Origin of the sequence: Clostridium magnum DSM 2767 (assembly GCF_001623875.1) — a bacterium.
Lineage (GTDB): Bacteria > Bacillota > Clostridia > Clostridiales > Clostridiaceae > Clostridium_AM > Clostridium_AM magnum.
Window position 1 is genome coordinate 454,358 of sequence record NZ_LWAE01000001.1, and the last position, 23,464, is coordinate 477,821.

Annotated in this window: 7 protein-coding genes and 1 riboswitch; of the genes, 6 read left to right on the top strand and 1 reads right to left on the bottom strand. The window is 35.6% G+C overall.

What is annotated here, in order from left to right:
• Positions 1 to 22 precede the first annotated feature (22 nt).
• The 6 genes from CLMAG_RS31440 to CLMAG_RS02185 all read left to right on the top strand — a co-directional run bounded on the left by CLMAG_RS31440 (position 23) and on the right by CLMAG_RS02185 (position 21,179).
• Positions 23 to 14,578, top strand: a complete 14,556-nt coding sequence (locus tag CLMAG_RS31440; protein ID WP_066617300.1) for an Ig-like domain-containing protein — start codon at positions 23 to 25, stop codon at positions 14,576 to 14,578.
• 77 nt (positions 14,579 to 14,655) lie between these two features.
• Positions 14,656 to 15,240 carry a class D sortase gene (locus CLMAG_RS02165; RefSeq protein WP_066617303.1) on the top strand — a complete coding sequence of 195 codons (585 nt, stop codon included), beginning with the start codon at positions 14,656 to 14,658 and terminating at the stop codon, positions 15,238 to 15,240.
• Between the two features lie 136 nt (positions 15,241 to 15,376).
• Positions 15,377 to 15,474, top strand: a riboswitch (purine riboswitch).
• Between the two features lie 175 nt (positions 15,475 to 15,649).
• Positions 15,650 to 17,107, top strand: a complete 1,458-nt coding sequence (gene guaB / locus CLMAG_RS02170; protein WP_066617306.1) for an IMP dehydrogenase — start codon at positions 15,650 to 15,652, stop codon at positions 17,105 to 17,107.
• A 29-nt stretch (positions 17,108 to 17,136) separates the two neighbouring features.
• Complete coding sequence (gene guaA / locus CLMAG_RS02175) at positions 17,137 to 18,669, top strand: glutamine-hydrolyzing GMP synthase (protein WP_066617309.1); 1,533 nt, start codon at positions 17,137 to 17,139, stop codon at positions 18,667 to 18,669.
• A gap of 570 nt (positions 18,670 to 19,239) precedes the next feature.
• Positions 19,240 to 20,595, top strand: coding sequence for a glucose-6-phosphate isomerase (locus tag CLMAG_RS02180; protein ID WP_066617312.1), 1,356 nt, complete (start codon positions 19,240 to 19,242; stop codon positions 20,593 to 20,595).
• Positions 20,596 to 20,720: 125 nt separating this feature from the next.
• Positions 20,721 to 21,179 carry a YaiI/YqxD family protein gene (locus CLMAG_RS02185; RefSeq protein ID WP_066620284.1) on the top strand — a complete coding sequence of 153 codons (459 nt, stop codon included), beginning with the start codon at positions 20,721 to 20,723 and terminating at the stop codon, positions 21,177 to 21,179.
• Positions 21,180 to 21,281: 102 nt separating this feature from the next.
• Here CLMAG_RS02185 and pulA read toward each other — a convergent pair whose 3' ends face one another.
• On the bottom strand, positions 21,282 to 23,387 hold the full coding sequence (pulA, locus tag CLMAG_RS02190) for a type I pullulanase (RefSeq protein WP_066617315.1): 2,106 nt from the start codon (positions 23,385 to 23,387) through the stop codon (positions 21,282 to 21,284).
• Positions 23,388 to 23,464 lie beyond the last annotated feature (77 nt).

Here is a 23,464-nt window from a genome sequence, read left to right on the forward strand (position 1 = left end):
TAATGAAGAGAGGATGAAAAATGTGGCTAGAAAAAAAATTATTGCCTTGTCTACACTTAGTTTAGTATTGTATGGCAGTTACGCTAATACTTCTATAGTTAAAGCAGAAGGTAGTAGGGATTTAGTGAAAAATGGAGGGTATAGGCCTTACCTGCGTTCATCAGCTATGGAACAGGCAGGAATATCTGGACGAACTATATTTAAAGTATATGTAAAGGCAGGAGAAACAATTTATTTGGGGTCAAGTGCTTATGGATATGATGAATTGGGATACGAAGTAGGAAATCAAGATATATGGGTAAAAGCTCCCGATGGAAACGGACAGTATTATGATGTTAATAGTAGCACTGGAGTCGGTTTTATTGATACAGTTCCAAAAGAATCAACAGGTCCCTCAATTTTAGGATCTGGAGGATACACACCTATAAGTATAACTGCAACGGAAACTGGGATTTATGAGGTAGAGTTTATTGGGTATGGTCGAGATAACTCAACTGATAATTTAGATCCGAAATTTAAACCAGTAGATTATGAGTTTGATCCTACTTTTGAAAACACACAAAATGGCCAGATAGCAGCTTGGGATATAACAGTAGTAGATTCATCAGGTATTGAGAAAAAAGGCAGGGTATTTACTTCTTATATTTCTTTATATATGGGAGGGAATTCTACAGATTCAAGTCATAATGAGAAAGTTCTTAATTCAGATTTTTATGTGTTAACAAAGGATGGATACCAATATAAAACTTCTATGAATGGAGTAGATCCTAATGGGTTTATGTTTTTTTCAAATAATCGGGGATTTATTGATAAAACTAATAATATGACTTTATACCATACAGTTAGTGGTGATGATGATAATCTAACAAATATACAAGGAAACGTGGCACCTCAATTACCTACTGCAGCAGATACAGCTACAGATATAACTCATAACGTTTTTTTAAACGTGCCAAGCAGCGATTTACCTCAAGATACTTTGCCAACCAATGCGATCGCACCTGCTACAGCTTCTAATTTTGTATTTAATGGAACTACTGCAGGAAATTTAAAGACTTTAATCGGAGAAGGTGGAACTTTTACTTTTGACTCAGATAAATTTTGTAGCTATAAATTAATTATTGATACAGATAAAGATGGAAAATTTGATGCATCAAAAGATAGAGTTATAGAAAACATAGCAACAGTAGGCGCTAATACAGTTTCTTGGGATGGAAAAGATGCTAGTGGAAATATAGTTGGAGCAGGTAATTATTCTGCACAGATTGTAATGAAGGGTGGAGAGTATCATTTTCCAATTATAGATGCAGAGTATAACCCGTTTGGTATAAAAGTTGACTTGATAAATGCACCTAGTTCATTTCCAAGTGGACTTAATGAACATACAGTTTATTACGATGAAAGTAATTATAAAACAGCAAATGGAACATCTGTTAATCTTGGCGCAACAGATTCTGGGAATAATATCGATCCTGTCAGCGGGCTATCAGGAATTGATAGTTCAGCTGGTGCACATTCTTTTTTTGGAAATACTTCTAATGGTGGATATGGAAATCATAAGGGAATAGACACTTGGACTTATTTTCCAGGAAATGCGGTTACTTTATCTTTTAGAATAGATACAGCACCAACAGTAGAAGATATAAGTAAAAGTGGAGCAGAAGACAAAGATATAACCTTTGAAGCAACAGATTTCACAGGAGCGTATAAAGATGCAGATACAGGAGATAGCTTAACAAAAATCAAAATAACAAACTTACCATCGGTAGCAAATGGAACATTAAGTCTAAACGGAACATCAGTAACAGTAGACCAAGAAATATCAGATTCAGACTTAGCACAATTAAAGTTTACCCCGGCTGCAAACTGGAATGGAACTACAAGCTTTGGCTGGAATGGAAGTGACGGAACAGCATATGCAACAACACCAGCGACAGCAACTATTACATTGGATGCGGTAAATGATAATCCAACGGCAGTAGAAGATACAGCAATAACAGATGAAGATAAACCAGTAATAATTTCAGTTTTAGGAAATGATAGTGATATAGATGGAGACAGTATAAGTGTAGATTCAGTAACACAACCAGAAAATGGAACAGTAGCAATAAATGGAGATGGAAAAGTAACATATATACCAAAGGCTAATTTCAATGGAACAGATACATTTACTTACACAGTAAGTGATGGCAAAGGAGGAACAAGCACAGCTACAGTAACTGTTACAGTAAACCCAGTAAAAGATAATCCAACGATATCAGAAGTAGACAGGATGGGAAATGAAGATGAAGTTATATCATTTACAGCAGGGAATTTTGAAAGTCAGTTTACAGATCCTGATGGGGATAAATTAACACAAATTAAAATAGAAAGTTTGCCAGCTAATGGAATATTAAAGCTAAATGGATTAGAGGTAAAAGTGGGACAAGAAATCTCAGCAGCAGATTTAGCAAACTTGACTTTTACCCCAAGTGAAAATTGGAATGGAACAACAAGTTTTAACTGGAAGGGAAGCGACGGAACAGCATACTCTGAAACAACAACAGTTGATATAACTGTATTACCAGTAAATGATGCACCGATAGTAGAAAATATAACTGTTCCCGCTAGACCAGAGGATGTAGCTGTAACTTTTACAGCAGAAGATTTTAGTGATAAATTTACAGATGTAGATGGGAATAGCTTGGCAAAAACCCAAGTAACCAGTTTACCGGAAAACGGAATATTAAGTCTAAATGGAGTACCAGTAAAAATAAGCCAAGAAATATCAGTAACGGAGTTAGTACATCTGACATTTACTCCTATTGCAAACTGGAATGGAAGTACAAGCTTTGGTTGGAATGGAAGTGACGGAACAGCATATTCTGCAGAACCAGCTACAGTTGGTATAACAATATCATCAGTAAATGATGCTCCAACAGCAGTAGCAGATACAGCAACAACAGAAGAAGACGCGCCAGTAAAAATATCAGTATTAGCTAATGACAGTGATATAGATGGGGATTCATTAGCAGTATCAGGTGTAGGTACACCAACAAACGGAACAGTAGTAATAAATGAAGATGGAACTGTAACTTATACACCAAATACAAACTTTAATGGAACCGATACATTTACTTATACAGTAAGTGACGGAAAAGGTGGAACGAGCACAGAAACAGTAACGGTGACAGTAAACCCAGGAAATGATGTTCCAACAGTTGCAGCAGATACAGCGACAACAGAAGAAGACGCGCCAGTAAAAATATCAGTATTAGCTAATGACAGTGATATAGATGGGGATTCATTAACAGTATCAGGTGTAGGTACACCAACAAACGGAACAGTAGTAATAAATGAAGATGGAACTGTAACTTATACACCAAATACAAACTTTAATGGAACCGATACATTTACTTATACAGTAAGTGACGGAAAAGGTGGAACGAGCACAGAAACAGTAACAGTGACAGTAAATCCAGGAAACGATGCACCAACGGTTGCAGCAGATACAGCAACAACAGAAGAAGACGCGCCAGTAAAAATATCAGTATTAGCTAATGACAGTGATATAGATGGGGATTCATTAATAGTATCAGGTGTAGGTACACCAACAAACGGAACAGTAGCAGTAAATGAAGATGGAACTGTAACTTATACACCAAATACAAACTTTAATGGAACCGATACATTTACTTATACAGTAAGTGACGGAAAAGGTGGAACGAGCACAGAAACAGTAACAGTGACAGTAAATCCAGGAAACGATGCACCAACGGTTGCAGCAGATACAGCAACAACAGAAGAAGACGCGCCAGTAAAAATATCAGTATTAGCTAATGACAGTGATATAGATGGGGATTCATTAACAGTATCAGGTGTAGGTACACCAACAAACGGAACAGTAGTAATAAATGAAGATGGAACTGTAACTTATACACCAAATACAAACTTTAATGGAACCGATACATTTACTTATACAGTAAGTGACGGAAAAGGTGGAACGAGCACAGAAACAGTAACGGTGACAGTAAACCCAGGAAATGATGTTCCAACAGTTGCAGCAGATACAGCGACAACAGAAGAAGACGCGCCAGTAAAAATATCAGTATTAGCTAATGACAGTGATATAGATGGGGATTCATTAACAGTATCAGGTGTAGGTACACCAACAAACGGAACAGTAGTAATAAATGAAGATGGAACTGTAACTTATACACCAAATACAAACTTTAATGGAACCGATACATTTACTTATACAGTAAGTGACGGAAAAGGTGGAACGAGCACAGAAACAGTAACAGTGACAGTAAATCCAGGAAACGATGCACCAACGGTTGCAGCAGATACAGCAACAACAGAAGAAGACGCGCCAGTAAAAATATCAGTATTAGCTAATGACAGTGATATAGATGGGGATTCATTAATAGTATCAGGTGTAGGTACACCAACAAACGGAACAGTAGCAGTAAATGAAGATGGAACTGTAACTTATACACCGAATGCAAACTTTAATGGAACAGATACATTTACTTATACAGTAAGTGACGGAAAAGGTGGAACGAGCACAGAAACAGTAACGGTGACAGTAAACCCAGGAAATGATGTTCCAACAGTTGCAGCAGATACAGCGACAACAGAAGAAGACGCGCCAGTAAAAATATCAGTATTAGCTAATGACAGTGATATAGATGGGGATTCATTAACAGTATCAGGTGTAGGTACACCAACAAACGGAACAGTAGTAATAAATGAAGATGGAACTGTAACTTATACACCAAATACAAACTTTAATGGAACCGATACATTTACTTATACAGTAAGTGACGGAAAAGGTGGAACGAGCACAGAAACAGTAACGGTGACAGTAAACCCAGGAAATGATGCACCAACGGTTGCAGCAGATACAGCAACAACAGAAGAAGACGCGCCAGTAAAAATATCAGTATTAGCTAATGACAGTGATATAGATGGAGATACATTAGCTGTGGATTCAGTAACAAATGGAACTAATGGAACAGTAGCAGTAAATGAAGATGGAACTGTAACTTATACACCAAATACAAACTTTAATGGAACCGATACATTTACTTATACAGTAAGTGACGGAAAAGGTGGAACGAGCACAGAAACAGTAACAGTGACAGTAAACTCAGGAAATGATAACCCAACAGCAGTGACAGATACAGCAACAACAGAAGAAGATACACCAGTAAAAATATCAGTATTAGCTAATGACAGTGATATAGATGGAGATACATTAGCTGTGGATTCAGTAACAAATGGAACTAATGGAACAGTAGTAATAAATGAAGATGGAACTGTAACTTATACACCGAATGCAAACTTTAATGGAACCGATACATTTACTTATACAGTAAATGACGGAAAAGGTGGAACGAGCACAGAAACAGTAACAGTGACAGTAAATCCAGGAAATGATGCTCCAGCAGTTGCAGCAGATACAGCAACAACAGAAGAAGATACACCGATAAAAATATCAGTATTAGCTAACGACAGTGATATAGATGGAGATACATTAGCTGTGGATTCAGTAACAAATGGAACTAATGGAACTAATGGAACAGTAGTAATAAATGAAGATGGAACTGTAACTTATACACCGAATGCAAACTTTAATGGAGTAGATACATTTACTTATACAGTAAGTGACGGAAAAGGCGGAACGAGCACAGAAACAGTAACAGTGACAGTAAATCCAGGAAACGATGCACCAACGGTTGCAGCAGATACAGCAACAACAGAAGAAGACGCGCCAGTAAAAATATCAGTATTAGCTAATGACAGTGATATAGATGGAGATACATTAGCTGTGGATTCAGTAACAAATGGAACTAATGGAACAGTAGTAATAAATGAAGATGGAACTGTAACTTATACACCGAATGCAAACTTTAATGGAACCGATACATTTACTTATACAGTAAGTGACGGAAAAGTTGGAACGAGCACAGAAACAGTAACGGTGACAGTAAACCCAGGAAATGATGTTCCAACAGTTGCAGCAGATACAGCGACAACAGAAGAAGACGCGCCAGTAAAAATATCAGTATTAGCTAATGACAGTGATATAGATGGGGATTCATTAATAGTATCAGGTGTAGGTACACCAACAAACGGAACAGTAGTAATAAATGAAGATGGAACTGTAACTTATACACCGAATGCAAACTTTAATGGAACAGATACATTTACTTATACAGTAAATGACGGAAAAGGTGGAACGAGCACAGAAACAGTAACAGTGACAGTAAATCCAGGAAATGATGTTCCAACAGTTGCAGCAGATACAGCGACAACAGAAGAAGACGCGCCAGTAAAAATATCAGTATTAGCTAATGACAGTGATATAGATGGGGATTCATTAATAGTATCAGGTGTAGGTACACCAACAAACGGAACAGTAGTAATAAATGAAGATGGAACTGTAACTTATACACCGAATGCAAACTTTAATGGAACCGATACATTTACTTATACAGTAAATGACGGAAAAGGTGGAACGAGCACAGAAACAGTAACAGTGACAGTAAATCCAGGAAATGATGCTCCAGCAGTTGCAGCAGATACAGCAACAACAGAAGAAGATACACCGATAAAAATATCAGTATTAGCTAATGACAGTGATATAGATGGGGATTCATTAACAGTATCAGGTGTAGGTACACCAACAAACGGAACAGTAGCAGTAAATGAAGATGGAACTGTAACTTATACACCGAATGCAAACTTTAATGGAACCGATACATTTACTTATACAGTAAGTGACGGAAAAGGTGGAACGAGCACAGAAACAGTAACGGTGACAGTAAACCCAGGAAATGATGCTCCAGCAGTTGCAGCAGATACAGCAACAACAGAAGAAGATACACCGATAAAAATATCAGTATTAGCTAACGACAGTGATATAGATGGAGATACGTTAGCTGTGGATTCAGTAACAAATGGAACTAATGGAACAGTAGCAGTAAATGAAGATGGAACTGTAACTTATACACCAAATGCAAACTTTAATGGAACCGATACATTTACTTATACAGTAAGTGACGGAAAAGGTGGAACGAGCACAGAAACAGTAATGGTGACAGTAAATCCAGGAAATGATGTTCCAACAGTTGCAGCAGATACAGCGACAACAGAAGAAGACGCGCCAGTAAAAATATCAGTATTAGCTAATGACAGTGATATAGATGGGGATTCATTAACAGTATCAGGTGTAGGTACACCAACAAACGGAACAGTAGTAATAAATGAAGATGGAACTGTAACTTATACACCAAATACAAACTTTAATGGAACCGATACATTTACTTATACAGTAAGTGACGGAAAAGGTGGGACGAGCACAGAAACAGTAACAGTGACAGTAAACTCAGGAAATGATAACCCAACAGTTGCAGCAGATACACAAAATATAACAACATCATATGGAATGCCAGCAACAGGAAGCTTAGGAGTAACAGATCCAGATGGAGACCCATTAACATACGAAGTAAAAGATGGGGATGAACCAGCGCATGGAACAGTAATAGTAGATGGAAGCGGAAATTATACTTATACACCAAAAACAGGATTTAGTGGAACAGACAGCTTTAAAGTAACAGTGAGTGATGGAAAAGGTGGAACTGCAGAAGTAACAGTAAATGTAACAGTAGGAAATGCAGTACCAACGGTAGGGAACTACGAAAATAACACAACAAAGAATACAGCAGTAAGTGGAAAAGTAGAAGGGACAGATGCAAACGGAGATGCATTAACTTATACCAAAGGAACAGATTCAGCACACGGAAGTGTAGAAGTAAATGCAGATGGTAGCTATACTTATACACCAGCGGCAGATTATGTAGGAGATGACAGTTTTACAGTAACAGTGTCCGATGGAAAAGGCGGAACAACAGAAGCAACTGTAACAATACATGTAGAATTAGGAAATGTGGCACCAACAGTAGGAAACTATGAAAATAACACAACAAAGAATACAGCAGTAAGTGGAAAAGTAGAAGGAACAGATGCAAATGGAGATGGACTAACTTATACAAAAGGAAGTGACCCAGTCCACGGAAGCGTAACAGTAAATGCATACGGTACCTATACCTACACACCAGAAACAAACTATGTAGGAGATGATAGCTTTAAGGTAACAGTGTCAGATGGAAAAGGCGGAATAGCAGAATCAATAGTAACAATACATGTAGAATTAGGAAATGTAGCTCCAACAGTAGGAAACTACGAAAATAGCACAACAAAGAATACTGCAGTAAGTGGAAAAGTAGAAGGAACAGATGCAAACGGAGATGAATTAACTTATACAAAAGGAACAGAACCATCACATGGAAGTGTAGAAGTAAATACAGACGGAAGCTATACTTATACGCCAGCAACAGATTATGTAGGAAGCGATAGCTTTACGGTAACTGTAAGTGACAATAATGGAGGAACAACAAGCTCGGCAATAACAATCCATGTAGTAGAAGGAAATGCGGCACCAACGATAGATAACTCAGAAAACAATACAACAAAGAATACAGCAGTAAATGGAACAGTAAAAGGAATGGATGCAAATGGAGATGCATTAACTTATACCAAAGGAACAGATCCAGCACACGGAAGTGTAGAAGTAAATACAGATGGTAGCTATACTTATACACCAGCGACAGATTATGTAGGAGATGACAGTTTTACAGTAACAGTGTCCGATGGAAAAGGCGGAACAACAGAAGCAACTGTAACAATACATGTATCAGCAGTAAATGGAGCACCAACAGCAGCAACAGATACACAAAATATAACAACATCATATGGAACACCAGCAGCAGGAGACTTAGGAGTAACAGATCCAGATGGAGATTCATTAACATACGAAGTAAAAGATGGCGAAAAGCCAGCGCATGGAACAGTAACAGTAGATGGAAGCGGAAATTATACTTATACGCCAGACCCAGGATTCAGCGGACCAGACAGCTTTAAAGTAAAAGTGAGCGATGGAAAAGGTGGAACTGCAGAAGTAACAGTAAATATAACAGTAGGAAATGCAGCACCAACAGTAGGAAACTACGAAAATAGCACAACAAAGAATACTGCAGTAAGTGGAAAAGTAGAAGGAACAGATGCAAACGGAGATGAATTAACTTATACAAAAGGAACAGAACCATCACATGGAAGTGTGGAAGTAAATGCAGATGGAGGTTATACTTATACGCCAGCAACAGATTATGTAGGAAGCGATAGCTTTACGGTAACTGTAAGTGACAATAATGGAGGAACAACAAGCTCGGCAATAACAATCCATGTAGTAGAAGGAAATGCGGCACCAACGATAGATAACTCAGAAAACAATACAACAAGGAATACGGCGGTAAATGGACAAGTAACAGGAACGGATGCAAATGGAGATGGACTAACTTATACAAAAGGAAGTGACCCAGTCCACGGAAGCGTAACAGTAAATGCAGACGGTACCTATACCTACACACCAGAAACAAACTATGTAGGAGACGACAGCTTTAAAGTAACAGTGTCCGATGGAAAAGGCGGAACAACAGAAGCAACTGTAACAATACATGTATCAGCAGTAAATGGAGCACCAACAGCAGCAACAGATACACAAAATATAACAACATCATATGGAACACCAGCAGCAGGAGACTTAGGAGTAACAGATCCAGATGGAGATTCATTAACATACGAAGTAAAAGATGGCGAAAAGCCAGCGCATGGAACAGTAACAGTAGATGGAAGCGGAAATTATACTTATACGCCAGACCCAGGATTCAGCGGACCAGACAGCTTTAAAGTAAAAGTGAGCGATGGAAAAGGTGGAACTGCAGAAGTAACAGTAAATATAACAGTAGGAAATGCAGCACCAACAGTAGGAAACTACGAAAATAGCACAACAAAGAATACTGCAGTAAGTGGAAAAGTAGAAGGAACAGATGCAAACGGAGATGAATTAACTTATACAAAAGGAACAGAACCATCACATGGAAGTGTGGAAGTAAATGCAGATGGAGGTTATACTTATACGCCAGCAACAGATTATGTAGGAAGCGATAGCTTTACGGTAACTGTAAGTGACAATAATGGAGGAACAACAAGCTCGGCAATAACAATCCATGTAGTAGAAGGAAATGCGGCACCAACGATAGATAACTCAGAAAACAATACAACAAAGAATACAGCAGTAAATGGAACAGTAAAAGGAATGGATGCAAATGGAGATGCATTAACTTATACCAAAGGAACAGATCCAGCACACGGAAGTGTAGAAGTAAATACAGATGGTAGCTATACTTATACACCAGCGACAGATTATGTAGGAGATGACAGTTTTACAGTAACAGTGTCCGATGGAAAAGGCGGAACAACAGAAGCAACTGTAACAATACATGTATCAGCAGTAAATGGAGCACCAACAGCAGCAACAGATACACAAAATATAACAACATCATATGGAACACCAGCAGCAGGAGACTTAGGAGTAACAGATCCAGATGGAGATTCATTAACATACGAAGTAAAAGATGGCGAAAAGCCAGCGCATGGAACAGTAACAGTAGATGGAAGCGGAAATTATACTTATACGCCAGACCCAGGATTCAGCGGACCAGACAGCTTTAAAGTAAAAGTGAGCGATGGAAAAGGTGGAACTGCAGAAGTAACAGTAAATATAACAGTAGGAAATGCAGCACCAACAGTAGGAAACTACGAAAATAGCACAACAAAGAATACTGCAGTAAGTGGAAAAGTAGAAGGAACAGATGCAAACGGAGATGAATTAACTTATACAAAAGGAACAGAACCATCACATGGAAGTGTGGAAGTAAATGCAGATGGAGGTTATACTTATACGCCAGCAACAGATTATGTAGGAAGCGATAGCTTTACGGTAACTGTAAGTGACAATAATGGAGGAACAACAAGCTCGGCAATAACAATCCATGTAGTAGAAGGAAATGCGGCACCAACGATAGATAACTCAGAAAACAATACAACAAGGAATACGGCGGTAAATGGACAAGTAACAGGAACGGATGCAAATGGAGATGGACTAACTTATACAAAAGGAAGTGACCCAGTCCACGGAAGCGTAACAGTAAATGCAGACGGTACCTATACCTACACACCAGAAACAAACTATGTAGGAGACGACAGCTTTAAAGTAACAGTGTCCGATGGAAAAGGCGGAACAACAGAAGCAACTGTAACAATACATGTATCAGCAGTAAATGGAGCACCAACAGCAGCAACAGATACACAAAATATAACAACATCATATGGAACACCAGCAGCAGGAGACTTAGGAGTAACAGATCCAGATGGAGATTCATTAACATACGAAGTAAAAGATGGCGAAAAGCCAGCGCATGGAACAGTAACAGTAGATGGAAGCGGAAATTATACTTATACGCCAGACCCAGGATTCAGCGGACCAGACAGCTTTAAAGTAAAAGTGAGCGATGGAAAAGGTGGAACTGCAGAAGTAACAGTAAATATAACAGTAGGAAATGCAGCACCAACAGTAGGAAACTACGAAAATAGCACAACAAAGAATACTGCAGTAAGTGGAAAAGTAGAAGGAACAGATGCAAACGGAGATGAATTAACTTATACAAAAGGAACAGAACCATCACATGGAAGTGTGGAAGTAAATGCAGATGGAGGTTATACTTATACGCCAGCAACAGATTATGTAGGAAGCGATAGCTTTACGGTAACTGTAAGTGACAATAATGGAGGAACAACAAGCTCGGCAATAACAATCCATGTAGTAGAAGGAAATGCGGCACCAACGATAGATAACTCAGAAAACAATACAACAAGGAATACGGCGGTAAATGGACAAGTAACAGGAACGGATGCAAATGGAGATGGACTAACTTATACAAAAGGAAGTGACCCAGTCCACGGAAGCGTAACAGTAAATGCAGACGGTACCTATACCTACACACCAGAAACAAACTATGTAGGAGACGACAGCTTTAAAGTAACGGTGTCAGATGGAAAAGGCGGAACAGCAGAATCAATAGTAACAATACATGTAGAATTAGGAAATGTGGCCCCAACAGTAGGAAACTATCAAAATAACACAACAAAGAATACAGCAGTAAGTGGAAAAGTAGAAGGAACAGATGCAAATGGAGATACGTTAACTTATGTAAAAGGAACAGATCCAGCGCACGGAAGTGTAACAGTAAATGCAGATGGTACCTATAATTATACATCAGAAACAGACTATGTAGGAGAAGACAGCTTTACAGTAACAATAAGTGATGGAAAAGGTGGAAGTGCAATATCTATAGTAAAAATATTAGTAAATCCACAAACTATTGGTGTAGTTGGTACAGTTACAGATCAAGAAACTGGCAATGTAATTCCAGGATGTACTGTAATAATGAATGATCTAAGTGGCAAATTAATTAAACAAACAACTACAGATAATAGTGGGAAATATGCCTTTGATAATGTAATTATCGGTAAATACGTATTAGTTGTTGAAAATACTAAGTATGCGACAAAAAACATTGAATTTAATGCACAAGTTGTAACTCCTAGTGATTCAACAATTACAGAAGATGTAAAGTTAGTTAGTTACAAAATTGGTTTAGTTGCAAACCCAAGTACAATTGTTGGAGACGGAAAATCAAAAACTGATTTAACAGCAACAGTTTTAGATAAAAACGGAGTACCGGTTGAAGGTGTTACTGTAAATTTTAGTGCTGATAATGGGATACCAGACAGTAATTTTAGCAGCAAAACAGCTATTACAGATAAAGATGGAAAAGCTACAGTAATGCTTACATCAGAGGATGTAAGTGGAGTTGATTCAAAAGTTATTACTATTAAAGCAGAGGTAGATGACTCTGTTAGAGATCTTCATGCACAATCTCAAATTTTAGTAATTTTTGAACCAGGAAGTATTACGGGTATTGTAACAGATAATCTTGGAAATCCAATTGAAGGGGCTGAAATAGTAGTATCAAAAGATTTTAATAATGATGGGATTACAGATTTCTATGATAAAGTAGTGACAGGTGCAGATGGTACGTATACTATAGCTGTTCCAAAGGGAAATGAAAAATATGATCTGATCATTAGCAAGCCTGTTGAAATTGGAGATAGTACTGTAATAAAAACTTTTGAACAGACTGCTTCGGTAGGAAATATAGCTGGTACAGGAACTGAGAACTTTAACTCGGATAAGGTTGCAACTGGATTGATTTTAGCAGAAGGATCAGATGGAAAGATGAATATACTTGATGACTATTTAGGATATAGCATGGATGTTTACTATGGGGATAGTTTAGGAAATATTGTTTCAGCACAGGTAGTCAATGGTATAAGTGCAAGCATTGATGATGAGGGGGACAACAAAGGAATTTTTAAAGTAGATGGGCTTGAAAATGGAAAAACATATGCATTGGCCGTAACTTATACGTTTCCTAATAACCAAAAAATAATTGTAGGAACATTACCTGTAACAGTAAACAGTGAAGGTCAGATTAATATAGGTACTGCACTTATAGACCCTTATGGAGTAGTTTATGATGCGTTTACCAAGCAGCCGTTAAGTGGAGCTAATGCAACTTTATATTATGCAAAAACAAATACACCAGTAACAGAACTGCCTCTTATACCAGGATTTGCGCCAAATGATAACAAATATTCTCAAAATACAAACGATAATGGAGAATATGCTTTTATGGTTTATCCTAATACAGATTACTATATAGTAGTCACAAAATCAGGATATAATTCATATAAAACAGATAATATTCACGTAGGAACAACACTTGTACACAATGATCCTATATATTTAGTTCCTATCGCACAAAGTGGAGGTGGAGGAGGAGGTACTGTAAGTGGAACAGTTAATCATAAGCCTACTACCAAAGATTATAATGTAGCATTACAAAAAGATACCTCTTTATCAGGTAAAATTGAGGCTAAGGATATCGATAATGATAAGTTAACATTTGTACAGCTATCTTCACCAAGTCATGGGTCAGTTTTAGTAAAGAGTGATGGAACATGGATATATGTTCCAAATAAAAAATATGTAGGAACAGATGGTTTCATGATTAAGGTTAATGATGGTAAAGGTGGTAGTGCTATATCTGTAGTAGATATAGTGATTAAGGATACTATTACATCAATTAATACTCCTACAGAAGTACCTAATTATAATGTGAATACAAATATTAATGAAGCTGTAAATGGCAAAGTTGATCCTAAGGGAAACAGTGCAGGGGACCTAAGCTATACTGTTGGTAGTGAACCTATTCATGGTACTGTAAAATTGAATGGAGATGGAACTTGGGATTACAAACCAAACCTTGATTATACGGGCTCAGATAGCTTTACTATTAACGTAAGTGATAGTAAAGGTCAGGTAGGAGAATCTACTATAAAGGTTGATGTAAAAGGAGATCAAAAACCAATTGTTAAAAATGCTGGAAAAGCAGAATATCAGCTTCCTAAAACAGGAGAGGTTCTAGATTCTAAAGCACTTAGTACTTTAGGTGGAGCATTAATAGGAGTAGGATATCTTTTGACAGGCAGAAGAAAAAGAAAGAAATAGATATATTAAGAATATTAAGGTTAGCTTAGCTAGCCTTAATATTTTTAGTAAATTAGGCGTTAAACCAAGGAGTATTTATGAAAAAAATCATAGGAATAATTATGATATTAGCAGGAATTTCTTTAATAGCATTTTCAGGCTTTGCAAAGTATAAAGTATATAAAAATCAGAAAGATATGATAAATGCTTTTGAAAATACTATTAAAGATGTAGATAAAGAAAAAACATATACAGATGATTCTGAAATTAAAAGTAAAGATTTAGATAATATTAAAGGTGCTATAGGTATAATAACTATTCCTAAAATTAATCTTAAAGCTGCTATTTGTGAGGGAATAGAAAGTGAAAACTTAAAGTATGCAGTTGGACATTTTCCAGGAACACCTTTACCAGGAGAAATGGGTAACTTTTGCATAGCCGGTCATAGAAGCTATACGTATGGAGAGTTTTTTAATAGATTAGACGAATTACAAGTTGATGACGAAATTATTGTAAAAACCAATATAAATGAATACAAATATAAGGTATATGAAAAAAAAGTAGTAGAACCATCTGAAATTTCTGTATTAGATAATACAAAAGAACCTATTATTACATTAGTAACTTGTACACCTATAAGAATAGCTACCCATAGATTGATAATTAAAGGAAAGTTAGAGTAGAATAACTGTAGCTTTGGAGAGAAAGTCAAACACCGTTGAAAAAAGTAATATTACAACAAATTCATTGACAAAACCGTGAAAATTGAATAAAATAGTGTAAATAGTCAATTTGATAGGAAGAAAAAAATCATAAACTGAATAATTTCTTAATTTAACTCGTATATCCCCTGAATATGGCAGGGAGTTTCTACCGGGAACCGCAAAGTCCTGACTATGAGTGAAGTTATTGTGGCACCACCATACTAATTTCACACACAGTGCAATTGGGTATGGTTCTTTGTTTTAAGCTGTGAAAATTAAAACACTCCCGGTAGATATAGATAGACGAATTTTTTGTTTTATTTATGTAGAAAATACTCAATAAATGAGCTTTTATGAATAATTAATTTTTTAAAGGGAGTGTGTGTTGATGGCAAAAATTATAAAACAAGCATATACATTTGATGACGTTCTTCTAGTGCCAAACAAATCAGAAGTTCTACCAAAAGAGGTTACCTTAGCTACAAATCTAACTAAAAAAATAAAACTAAATATTCCTCTTATGAGTGCAGGGATGGATACTGTTACTGAGTCTAAAATGGCTATAGCTATGGCTAGAGAAGGCGGAATAGGTATCATACATAAAAATATGAGCATAGAGCAGCAGGCTAATGAAGTTGACAGAGTAAAAAGACAGGAAAATGGAGTAATAACAGATCCTTTTTATCTTTCACCAGATCATACTATAAATGATGCTAATGCAGTTATGAGTAAGTATAGAATATCAGGAGTACCTATAACAGTTGATGGAAAATTAGTTGGAATAATAACAAATAGAGACATATTATTTGAAACAAATTACGACAGAAAAATATCAGAACTTATGACAAGTAAGAACTTGATAACGGCTCCAGAAAATACTACTATAGAAGAAGCAAAAGAACTGCTTAAAAATCACAAGATAGAAAAACTTCCCTTAGTAGACAAAGACAATAATCTAAAAGGACTTATAACTATTAAGGATATTGAAAAGGTGAAGATATTCCCTAACAGTGCAAAGGATGAAAAAGGCAGATTGTTATGTGGAGCTGCAGTAGGCGTTACTGGAAATATGATGGAACGTGTAGATGCTTTAGTTAAAGCAGGAGTAGATGTAATTACTTTAGATACAGCTCATGGACACTCACAAGGGGTTATGGAAGCAGTTAAGACTATTAAAGCAAAATACCCTCAACTACAAATTATTGCAGGAAATGTTGCTACAGCTGAAGCTACGAGAGACTTAATCTTTGCAGGAGCAGATTGCGTAAAGGTTGGTATAGGACCTGGATCAATTTGTACTACAAGAGTAGTAGCTGGTGTAGGTGTGCCACAGCTTACAGCAGTAATGGATTGTGTAGAAGAAGCAGAAAAATATGGAATCCCAGTAATTGCTGATGGTGGTATAAAGTATTCTGGCGATGTAGTAAAAGCTTTAGCAGCGGGAGCTAAGGTTGCAATGATGGGTTCAATGTTAGCAGGTTGTGAAGAATCACCAGGTGAATCAGAAATATATCAAGGTAGAAGTTATAAAGTTTATAGAGGAATGGGTTCCTTAGCAGCTATGGCTTGTGGAAGTAAAGACAGATACTTCCAAGAAGGAAACAAGAAGTTAGTTCCAGAAGGTATCGAAGGAAGAGTGCCTTATAAAGGATATGTAGCAGATACAATATTCCAACTTGTTGGTGGAATACGTTCAGGCATGGGATATCTTGGAGCAAGAACTTTAGTAGACCTTTATAACACAGCTAATTTTGTAGTTCAAACATCAGCTGGACTTAGAGAAAGCCATCCACATGATATATCAATGACTAAAGAAGCACCAAATTACAGTGTAAGTGCACAGTAGAAATTAAAATAAAAGTTTTGGAGGATAGAATGGAAAGAGAATTAGTTCTAGTAGTAGACTTCGGAGGGCAATACAATCAGTTAATAGCAAGAAGAGTCAGAGAAAATAATGTATACTGCGAAATAGTACCATACACATACTCAATAGATAAAATAAAAGCAAAGAATCCTAAGGGAATAATCTTTACTGGAGGACCTAACAGTGTTTATGGAGAAGGTGCTCCAAGAATAGATAAAGAAATATTTGAACTAGGTGTTCCTGTACTTGGAATATGTTACGGTGAGCAACTTATTGCCCATACTCTTGGCGGAAATGTTAAAAGTCCTGAAGTAAGAGAATATGGTAAAACTGATGTAAAATTAGATAACTCATGTCCATTATTTGATGGAGTTGAAGAAAATGAAAGCTGCTGGATGAGTCACACAGACTATGTGGAAACAGCACCAGCTGGATTTAGAATAGTTGGAACAACAAGCCAAACTCCTGTAGCTGCTATGGAAGATGCGGAAAGAAGAATATATGGAGTTCAGTTCCATCCAGAAGTTGAACATACACCTTTTGGAAAGAAAATGCTTTCAAACTTCTTGTTTAAGGTTTGCGAATTAAAAGGCGATTGGTCTATGTCTTCTTTTGCAGAAGAGCAGATTGCAGCTATAAAGAAGACTGTTGGAGATAAAAAAGTAATCTGTGCATTATCTGGTGGAGTTGATTCATCTGTTGCTGCAGTACTTGTTCATAAAGCTATTGGCAAGCAGTTAACATGTATATTTGTAGATCATGGTTTACTTAGAAAAGATGAAGGAGACCAGGTTGAAAAAATATTTAAAGAGCAGTTTGATATGAACTTGATAAGAGTAAATGCTAAAGATAGATTCTTAGGAAAGCTTGCAGGAGTATCAGACCCTGAAAGAAAGAGAAAAATAATAGGTGAAGAATTTATTAGAGTATTTGAAGCGGAATCCAATAAGCTTGGAGAAATAAGCTTTTTAGTTCAAGGAACAATATATCCTGACATAGTTGAAAGTGGTACGGACACTTCAGCTACAATAAAGAGTCATCATAACGTTGGTGGACTTCCAGAAGACATTCAATTTAAGCTTATAGAGCCTTTAAGAGAGTTATTTAAAGATGAAGTTAGAGCTGTAGGAGAAGAGCTTGGAATTCCTCACAAATTAGTTTGGAGACAGCCATTCCCAGGACCAGGACTTGCAATAAGAGTACTTGGTGAGATAAATGAAGAAAAATTAGAAATAACAAGAGAAGCAGATGCTATATTTAGAGAAGAAATAGCTAATGCTGGTCTTGATGAAGCTATATGGCAGTATTTTGCATGCCTTCCTAATATACAATCAGTAGGAGTTATGGGAGATGAAAGAACTTATTGTCACACTATAGCTTTAAGAGCAGTAACATCTTCAGATGCAATGACTTCTGATTGGGCTAGAATACCATATGAAGTTTTAGACAAAGTAAGTAGAAGAATAGTTAACGAAGTTAAAGGAGTAAATAGAATAGTTTACGATGTAACTTCAAAACCTCCTGCTACTATTGAGTGGGAATAAACCTGAAGCATTGAAAACTATTGTGATGTGTAAACTTGAATCAGCTGGAGTTTCAAACTCCAGCTGATTCTTAGTTGAACGAATCCAGGGGCGTACCCGCTCGCAACGTACACTTTGGAGAAGATGGGAGTATTAGAGCGGGTAGTCATCGGATAAATCAATGACGTAGATAATATAAAAAGTGTTTTTGATATTAATTTCTAAATAGAAATAATCAAAAACACTTTTTTGTTTTTGGATTATTCTTATGAGATGTTTTATAGTTATCCACAATTGGCTGTGGACAAATTGTGAATAATGTGTTGAAAGGTATATCCATAAAAATGGAGTAAAGTTATATAAGTGTAATATTTTTAAATTTTTTATGTTTTAAAATATTATTATATGCAAATACTAATACTTGATACAATTTTATCAATGTAAAAGATTAAATTTCAAAATAATCTTAATGTAAAAGGTTTCAACTGTTAATTTGTGTAAAAAATGTATATTAACATCTTGATTTATATGAATTAATAGAATAAAATTTCACTGAGGGCTAATTTAATATGAATGCGGAGGGTATAAAGAATGTCTAAAAAAAGTTTAACATTAGATTTAAGTAATGCTATGCCTTATTTACAGGAGCATGAAATTACAAACCTACAACCATTTGTTAACGAAGCACACAAGATGTTACATGAAGGAACTGGTGCAGGAAGCGATTTTTTAGGATGGGTAGACCTACCTGTTAACTATAATAAAGAAGAATTCACTAGAATACAAAAAGCTGCTGAAAAAATTAGAAGTAACTCAGATGCACTTATAGTTATAGGAATAGGTGGGTCATATTTAGGAGCTAGAGCTGCAATAGAAATGCTAACTCATACATTCTATGGTAGCTTATCAAAGGATAAGAGAAAAGGTCCAGCTATTTTCTATGTAGGAAATAATATAAGTTCAACTTATATGGCAGATTTATTAGAAACTATCGAGGGTATGGATATATCAGTTAATGTTATATCAAAATCAGGTACAACTACAGAGCCTGCTATAGCCTTTAGAATATTTAAAGACTTAATGGAAAAGAAATATGGAAAAGATGGAGCAAAAGAAAGAATATTTGCTACAACTGATAAAGCAAAGGGTGCATTAAAATCTTTAGCTGATGCAGAAGGATATGAAACTTTTGTAATTCCAGATAACGTTGGCGGAAGATTTTCAGTTTTAACTCCAGTAGGACTTCTTCCAATAGCAGCAGCAGGTGTTAATATAGAAGAAATGATGCAGGGTGCAGCAGATGCAAGAGAAGCATATAATAACACTGAGATTGCAAAGAATGATGCTTATAAGTATGCAGCAGCAAGAAATGCACTATATAGAAAAGGCAAGACTACAGAAATGTTAGTTAATTTTGAGCCTTGCTTACACTATTTCGGAGAGTGGTGGAAGCAATTATACGGAGAAAGTGAAGGAAAAGATAACAAGGGAATATTCCCAGCAGCAGCAGATTTTTCAACAGATCTACACTCAATGGGACAATACATACAAGAAGGTTTGAGAGTGTTATTTGAAACATTTATAAATGTTGAAAAACCAAGAAAAGATTTAACTATAGAAGCAGAAAAAGAAAATCTAGATGGATTAAATTTCTTGGCAGAAAAAACTATGGATTTTGTAAATCATCAAGCTTTAAGAGGAACTGTTTTAGCTCATAGTGATGGAAACGTTCCTTCAATAATTATAAGTATACCAGAATTAACTGCATATTATTTTGGTTACACAGTATACTTCTTTGAAAAAGCTTGTGGATTAAGTGGATACTTAATGGGATTAAATCCATTTGATCAACCAGGTGTAGAAGCATACAAGAAAAATATGTTTGCTCTTCTTGGAAAGCCAGGATTTGAAGATTTAAAGGCTGATTTAGAAGCAAGACTTAAGTAATTAACAGTTGACAGCAAAGGTTAATTTTTCTTTATTCAGAAAAGATAGGCCTTCACTGTCAACTATTAATTTATAGTAGGAAAAATTAATTACAACAAATATAAAGATGAGAGTAGGTGTTTAGTATTAAGATAATAGTAGATGCAGATGCATGCCCAGGTAAAGATTTAATAGAAAAGGCTGCTAAGGAAAATGATGTGCCAGTTATTATGTTTTGTGATATAAGCCATATACTAAATAGCAACTACAGTACTATTAAATACATGGATAAAGGATTTCAAAGTGTGGACATGGCTGTGGCTAATGAGGCGAAAAAAGGGGATATAGTTATTAGCCAGGATTTTGGTGTAGCGGCTATGGTACTTGGAAAAAAGGCTTATGCAATAAGTCCTAAAGGATATATTTATGATGATAGCAATATAGATAAGCTTCTATTTGAAAGACATATATCTGCTAAGGTTCGACGGGGTGGTGGTAAAACATCTAATCCTAAAAAAAGAAGTAAGGAAGATGATGAAAGATTATATAACAATCTACTAAAGTTAATAAAAAAGCAGAAAGAAATAGAACCTAACAAAGAGTAATGTTTTGATAGGTTCTTATTTTCGTATAACTAATGTCATATACGATAACTCCATTGAAGGCTATGAAACGGATTTGTATAAAATTACAAGTTCTGTTTTTCTTTAAAGTTTAAATAGTATATATGAAGAAATTCTATTTATAAACATAGTTGATCCTGAGATTATTTGATTATTTGTATATGAATTGCTATCCAGAGCCATTTCCCAAGGACCTTCTGGTATATTTATGTGTACGGCTTCTTTATTGGCATTAAAAATTACCAATATATCCTTCCATGTATCATTGTTAGCATGATCTTTTATAATGAATGCAACAATATTATTAGGTGTATTTTCTATAAAAATTAAATTGTTTTGTATGTCTTCAATATTTAACATTCTAAAGGCACCATGATTTTTTCTTACATGAATAAGCTTTTTGTAATAATGAAAAACATCCATGAACTCAGATTTTCTATCCCAATCTAGCCAATTTACAGAATCAGGCTTATTATAACTGTTGTGATCTCCATTTTTAGTTCTGCAAAACTCTTCTCCAGAATATATAAATGGTATTCCTTGAGAAGTTAATATAATTGAAGCACATAGTTTTACCATACTCTTTTTATCCTCAAAGCTTTCGCTAGTACAACTTAAGTCAATTTTATCCCACAATGTATAATTGTCATGACAGGACACATAATTTATAGATTGATATGGATCTAGGTAGTAGCTTGATATACACTTCTTTAGCATGTTTTCTAAGAAAAATTTTCCTGTAGCAAAACCTTTGTCCAGAGCATTAAATACACTGCCCTTTATACAGTCTCTTATTTTATCATTAAAGAAACCTATAGGGCGTAATTTTTTAGAGTTTAAATCAGTTGCTTTTATGTTTTTACCCAAAGGCGTATTTAGGTCCCAACCTTCACCATATACCATTATAGGTCTTTTAAATTCATCAAGCTTTTTTCTTACTAAATTCATTGTGTCTATATCATGTAATCCCATTAAATCAAATCTAAAACCATCAATGTGATATTCTTTGGCCCAGTACATAACAGAATCAACAATAAATTTTCTCATCATTGAATGTTCAGAAGCAGTGTCATTACCGCATCCACTTCCATTTGATAGAGTATTATCATCTGAAAATCTAAAATAATATTCAGGAAAGACCTTTTTCAAGCTGCTGCTTATGGTGTCTTCAACATGATTAAATACCACATCCATGTTCACAGAGAGATTATTTTTATGAATATAGAAAATCATTTTCTTTAGTTCATATATTCTATAGTATGGGTCATAGGGATTTGTTGAATAGCTTCCCTCTGGAACATTATAATTTTGAGGATCATAACCCCAGTTATATCTATCAGGGTTCCTTTCATCAACGCTTGTGTAGCTAAAATCGAAAATAGGCATAAATTGTATGTGTGTAACCCCTAATTCTCTTATATGATTTAAGCATGTAGATATTTGTTTATTTGATACGGTATTTTCTTCAGTCAGTGCTAAAAACTTACCTTTATAGATTGCACCGCTATTTGGGTGGATTGATATATCCCGTATGCTTGTTTCATAAATTATAGCATCTGTGTAGTTTTTTAGTTCTGGAGATTTATCATTTTTCCAACCTTCAGGATTAGTTTTTTCTATATCAATTATTGCGCCTCTCATACCATTGATACCTACAGCTTTTACATAAGGATCAACTATTTCACTTACATTATTGTATACGGTGACTTCATAGTTGTAGTAGGAACCTTGTAAATCTCCTTTTATCAGAGTAGACCATAAGCCGTTATTCTCTTTCAAAGCAAACCGTCTTACATTTTCAGAATTGGAGCTTTCTGCTGTATCATAAAGAAGTAAGTTAATACTAGATGCAGCAGGAGACCATGTTCTAAATATTGTATAGTTTTTACTGTATATAGCGCCTAGCGCTAGATCGTGATAAAACCTGTCATCAAATTCTTTTGTGGAAAATAGAGGGTAAAACCAAACTTTTTCCAATAAATATTCATAACTAAGAAAGCAGTTGTTTTTTATATTTACTTCTTCATTTAGTGTTATTACTATATCATTTTCTATAATAGAGTAGTTTTTTATAGATAACTGAGAATTACCATTTTGAACTTGAAATATATAAGGTCTAAATTGGGTAAAATCATCAACTGAAGCCTTTAATTTATTAAATTTTTCTAGAACCACTTTAAAAATCTTCATTAGATGGCCTCCGATAAAATTATCATAATATTTTAAGCTATATAATAACTATATTATAAAATTATAATATAAATGTT

Excerpts from the sequence above, each read along its gene's own strand:
- guaA (WP_066617309.1), top strand. The coding sequence starts at position 17,137 with ATGGAAAGAGAATTAGTTCTAGTAGTAGACTTCGGAGGGCAATACAAT.
- guaB (WP_066617306.1), top strand. The coding sequence starts at position 15,650 with ATGGCAAAAATTATAAAACAAGCATATACATTTGATGACGTTCTTCTA.
- pulA (WP_066617315.1), bottom strand. The coding sequence starts at position 23,387 with ATGAAGATTTTTAAAGTGGTTCTAGAAAAATTTAATAAATTAAAGGCT.
- CLMAG_RS02165 (WP_066617303.1), top strand. The coding sequence starts at position 14,656 with ATGAAAAAAATCATAGGAATAATTATGATATTAGCAGGAATTTCTTTA.
- CLMAG_RS02180 (WP_066617312.1), top strand. The coding sequence starts at position 19,240 with ATGTCTAAAAAAAGTTTAACATTAGATTTAAGTAATGCTATGCCTTAT.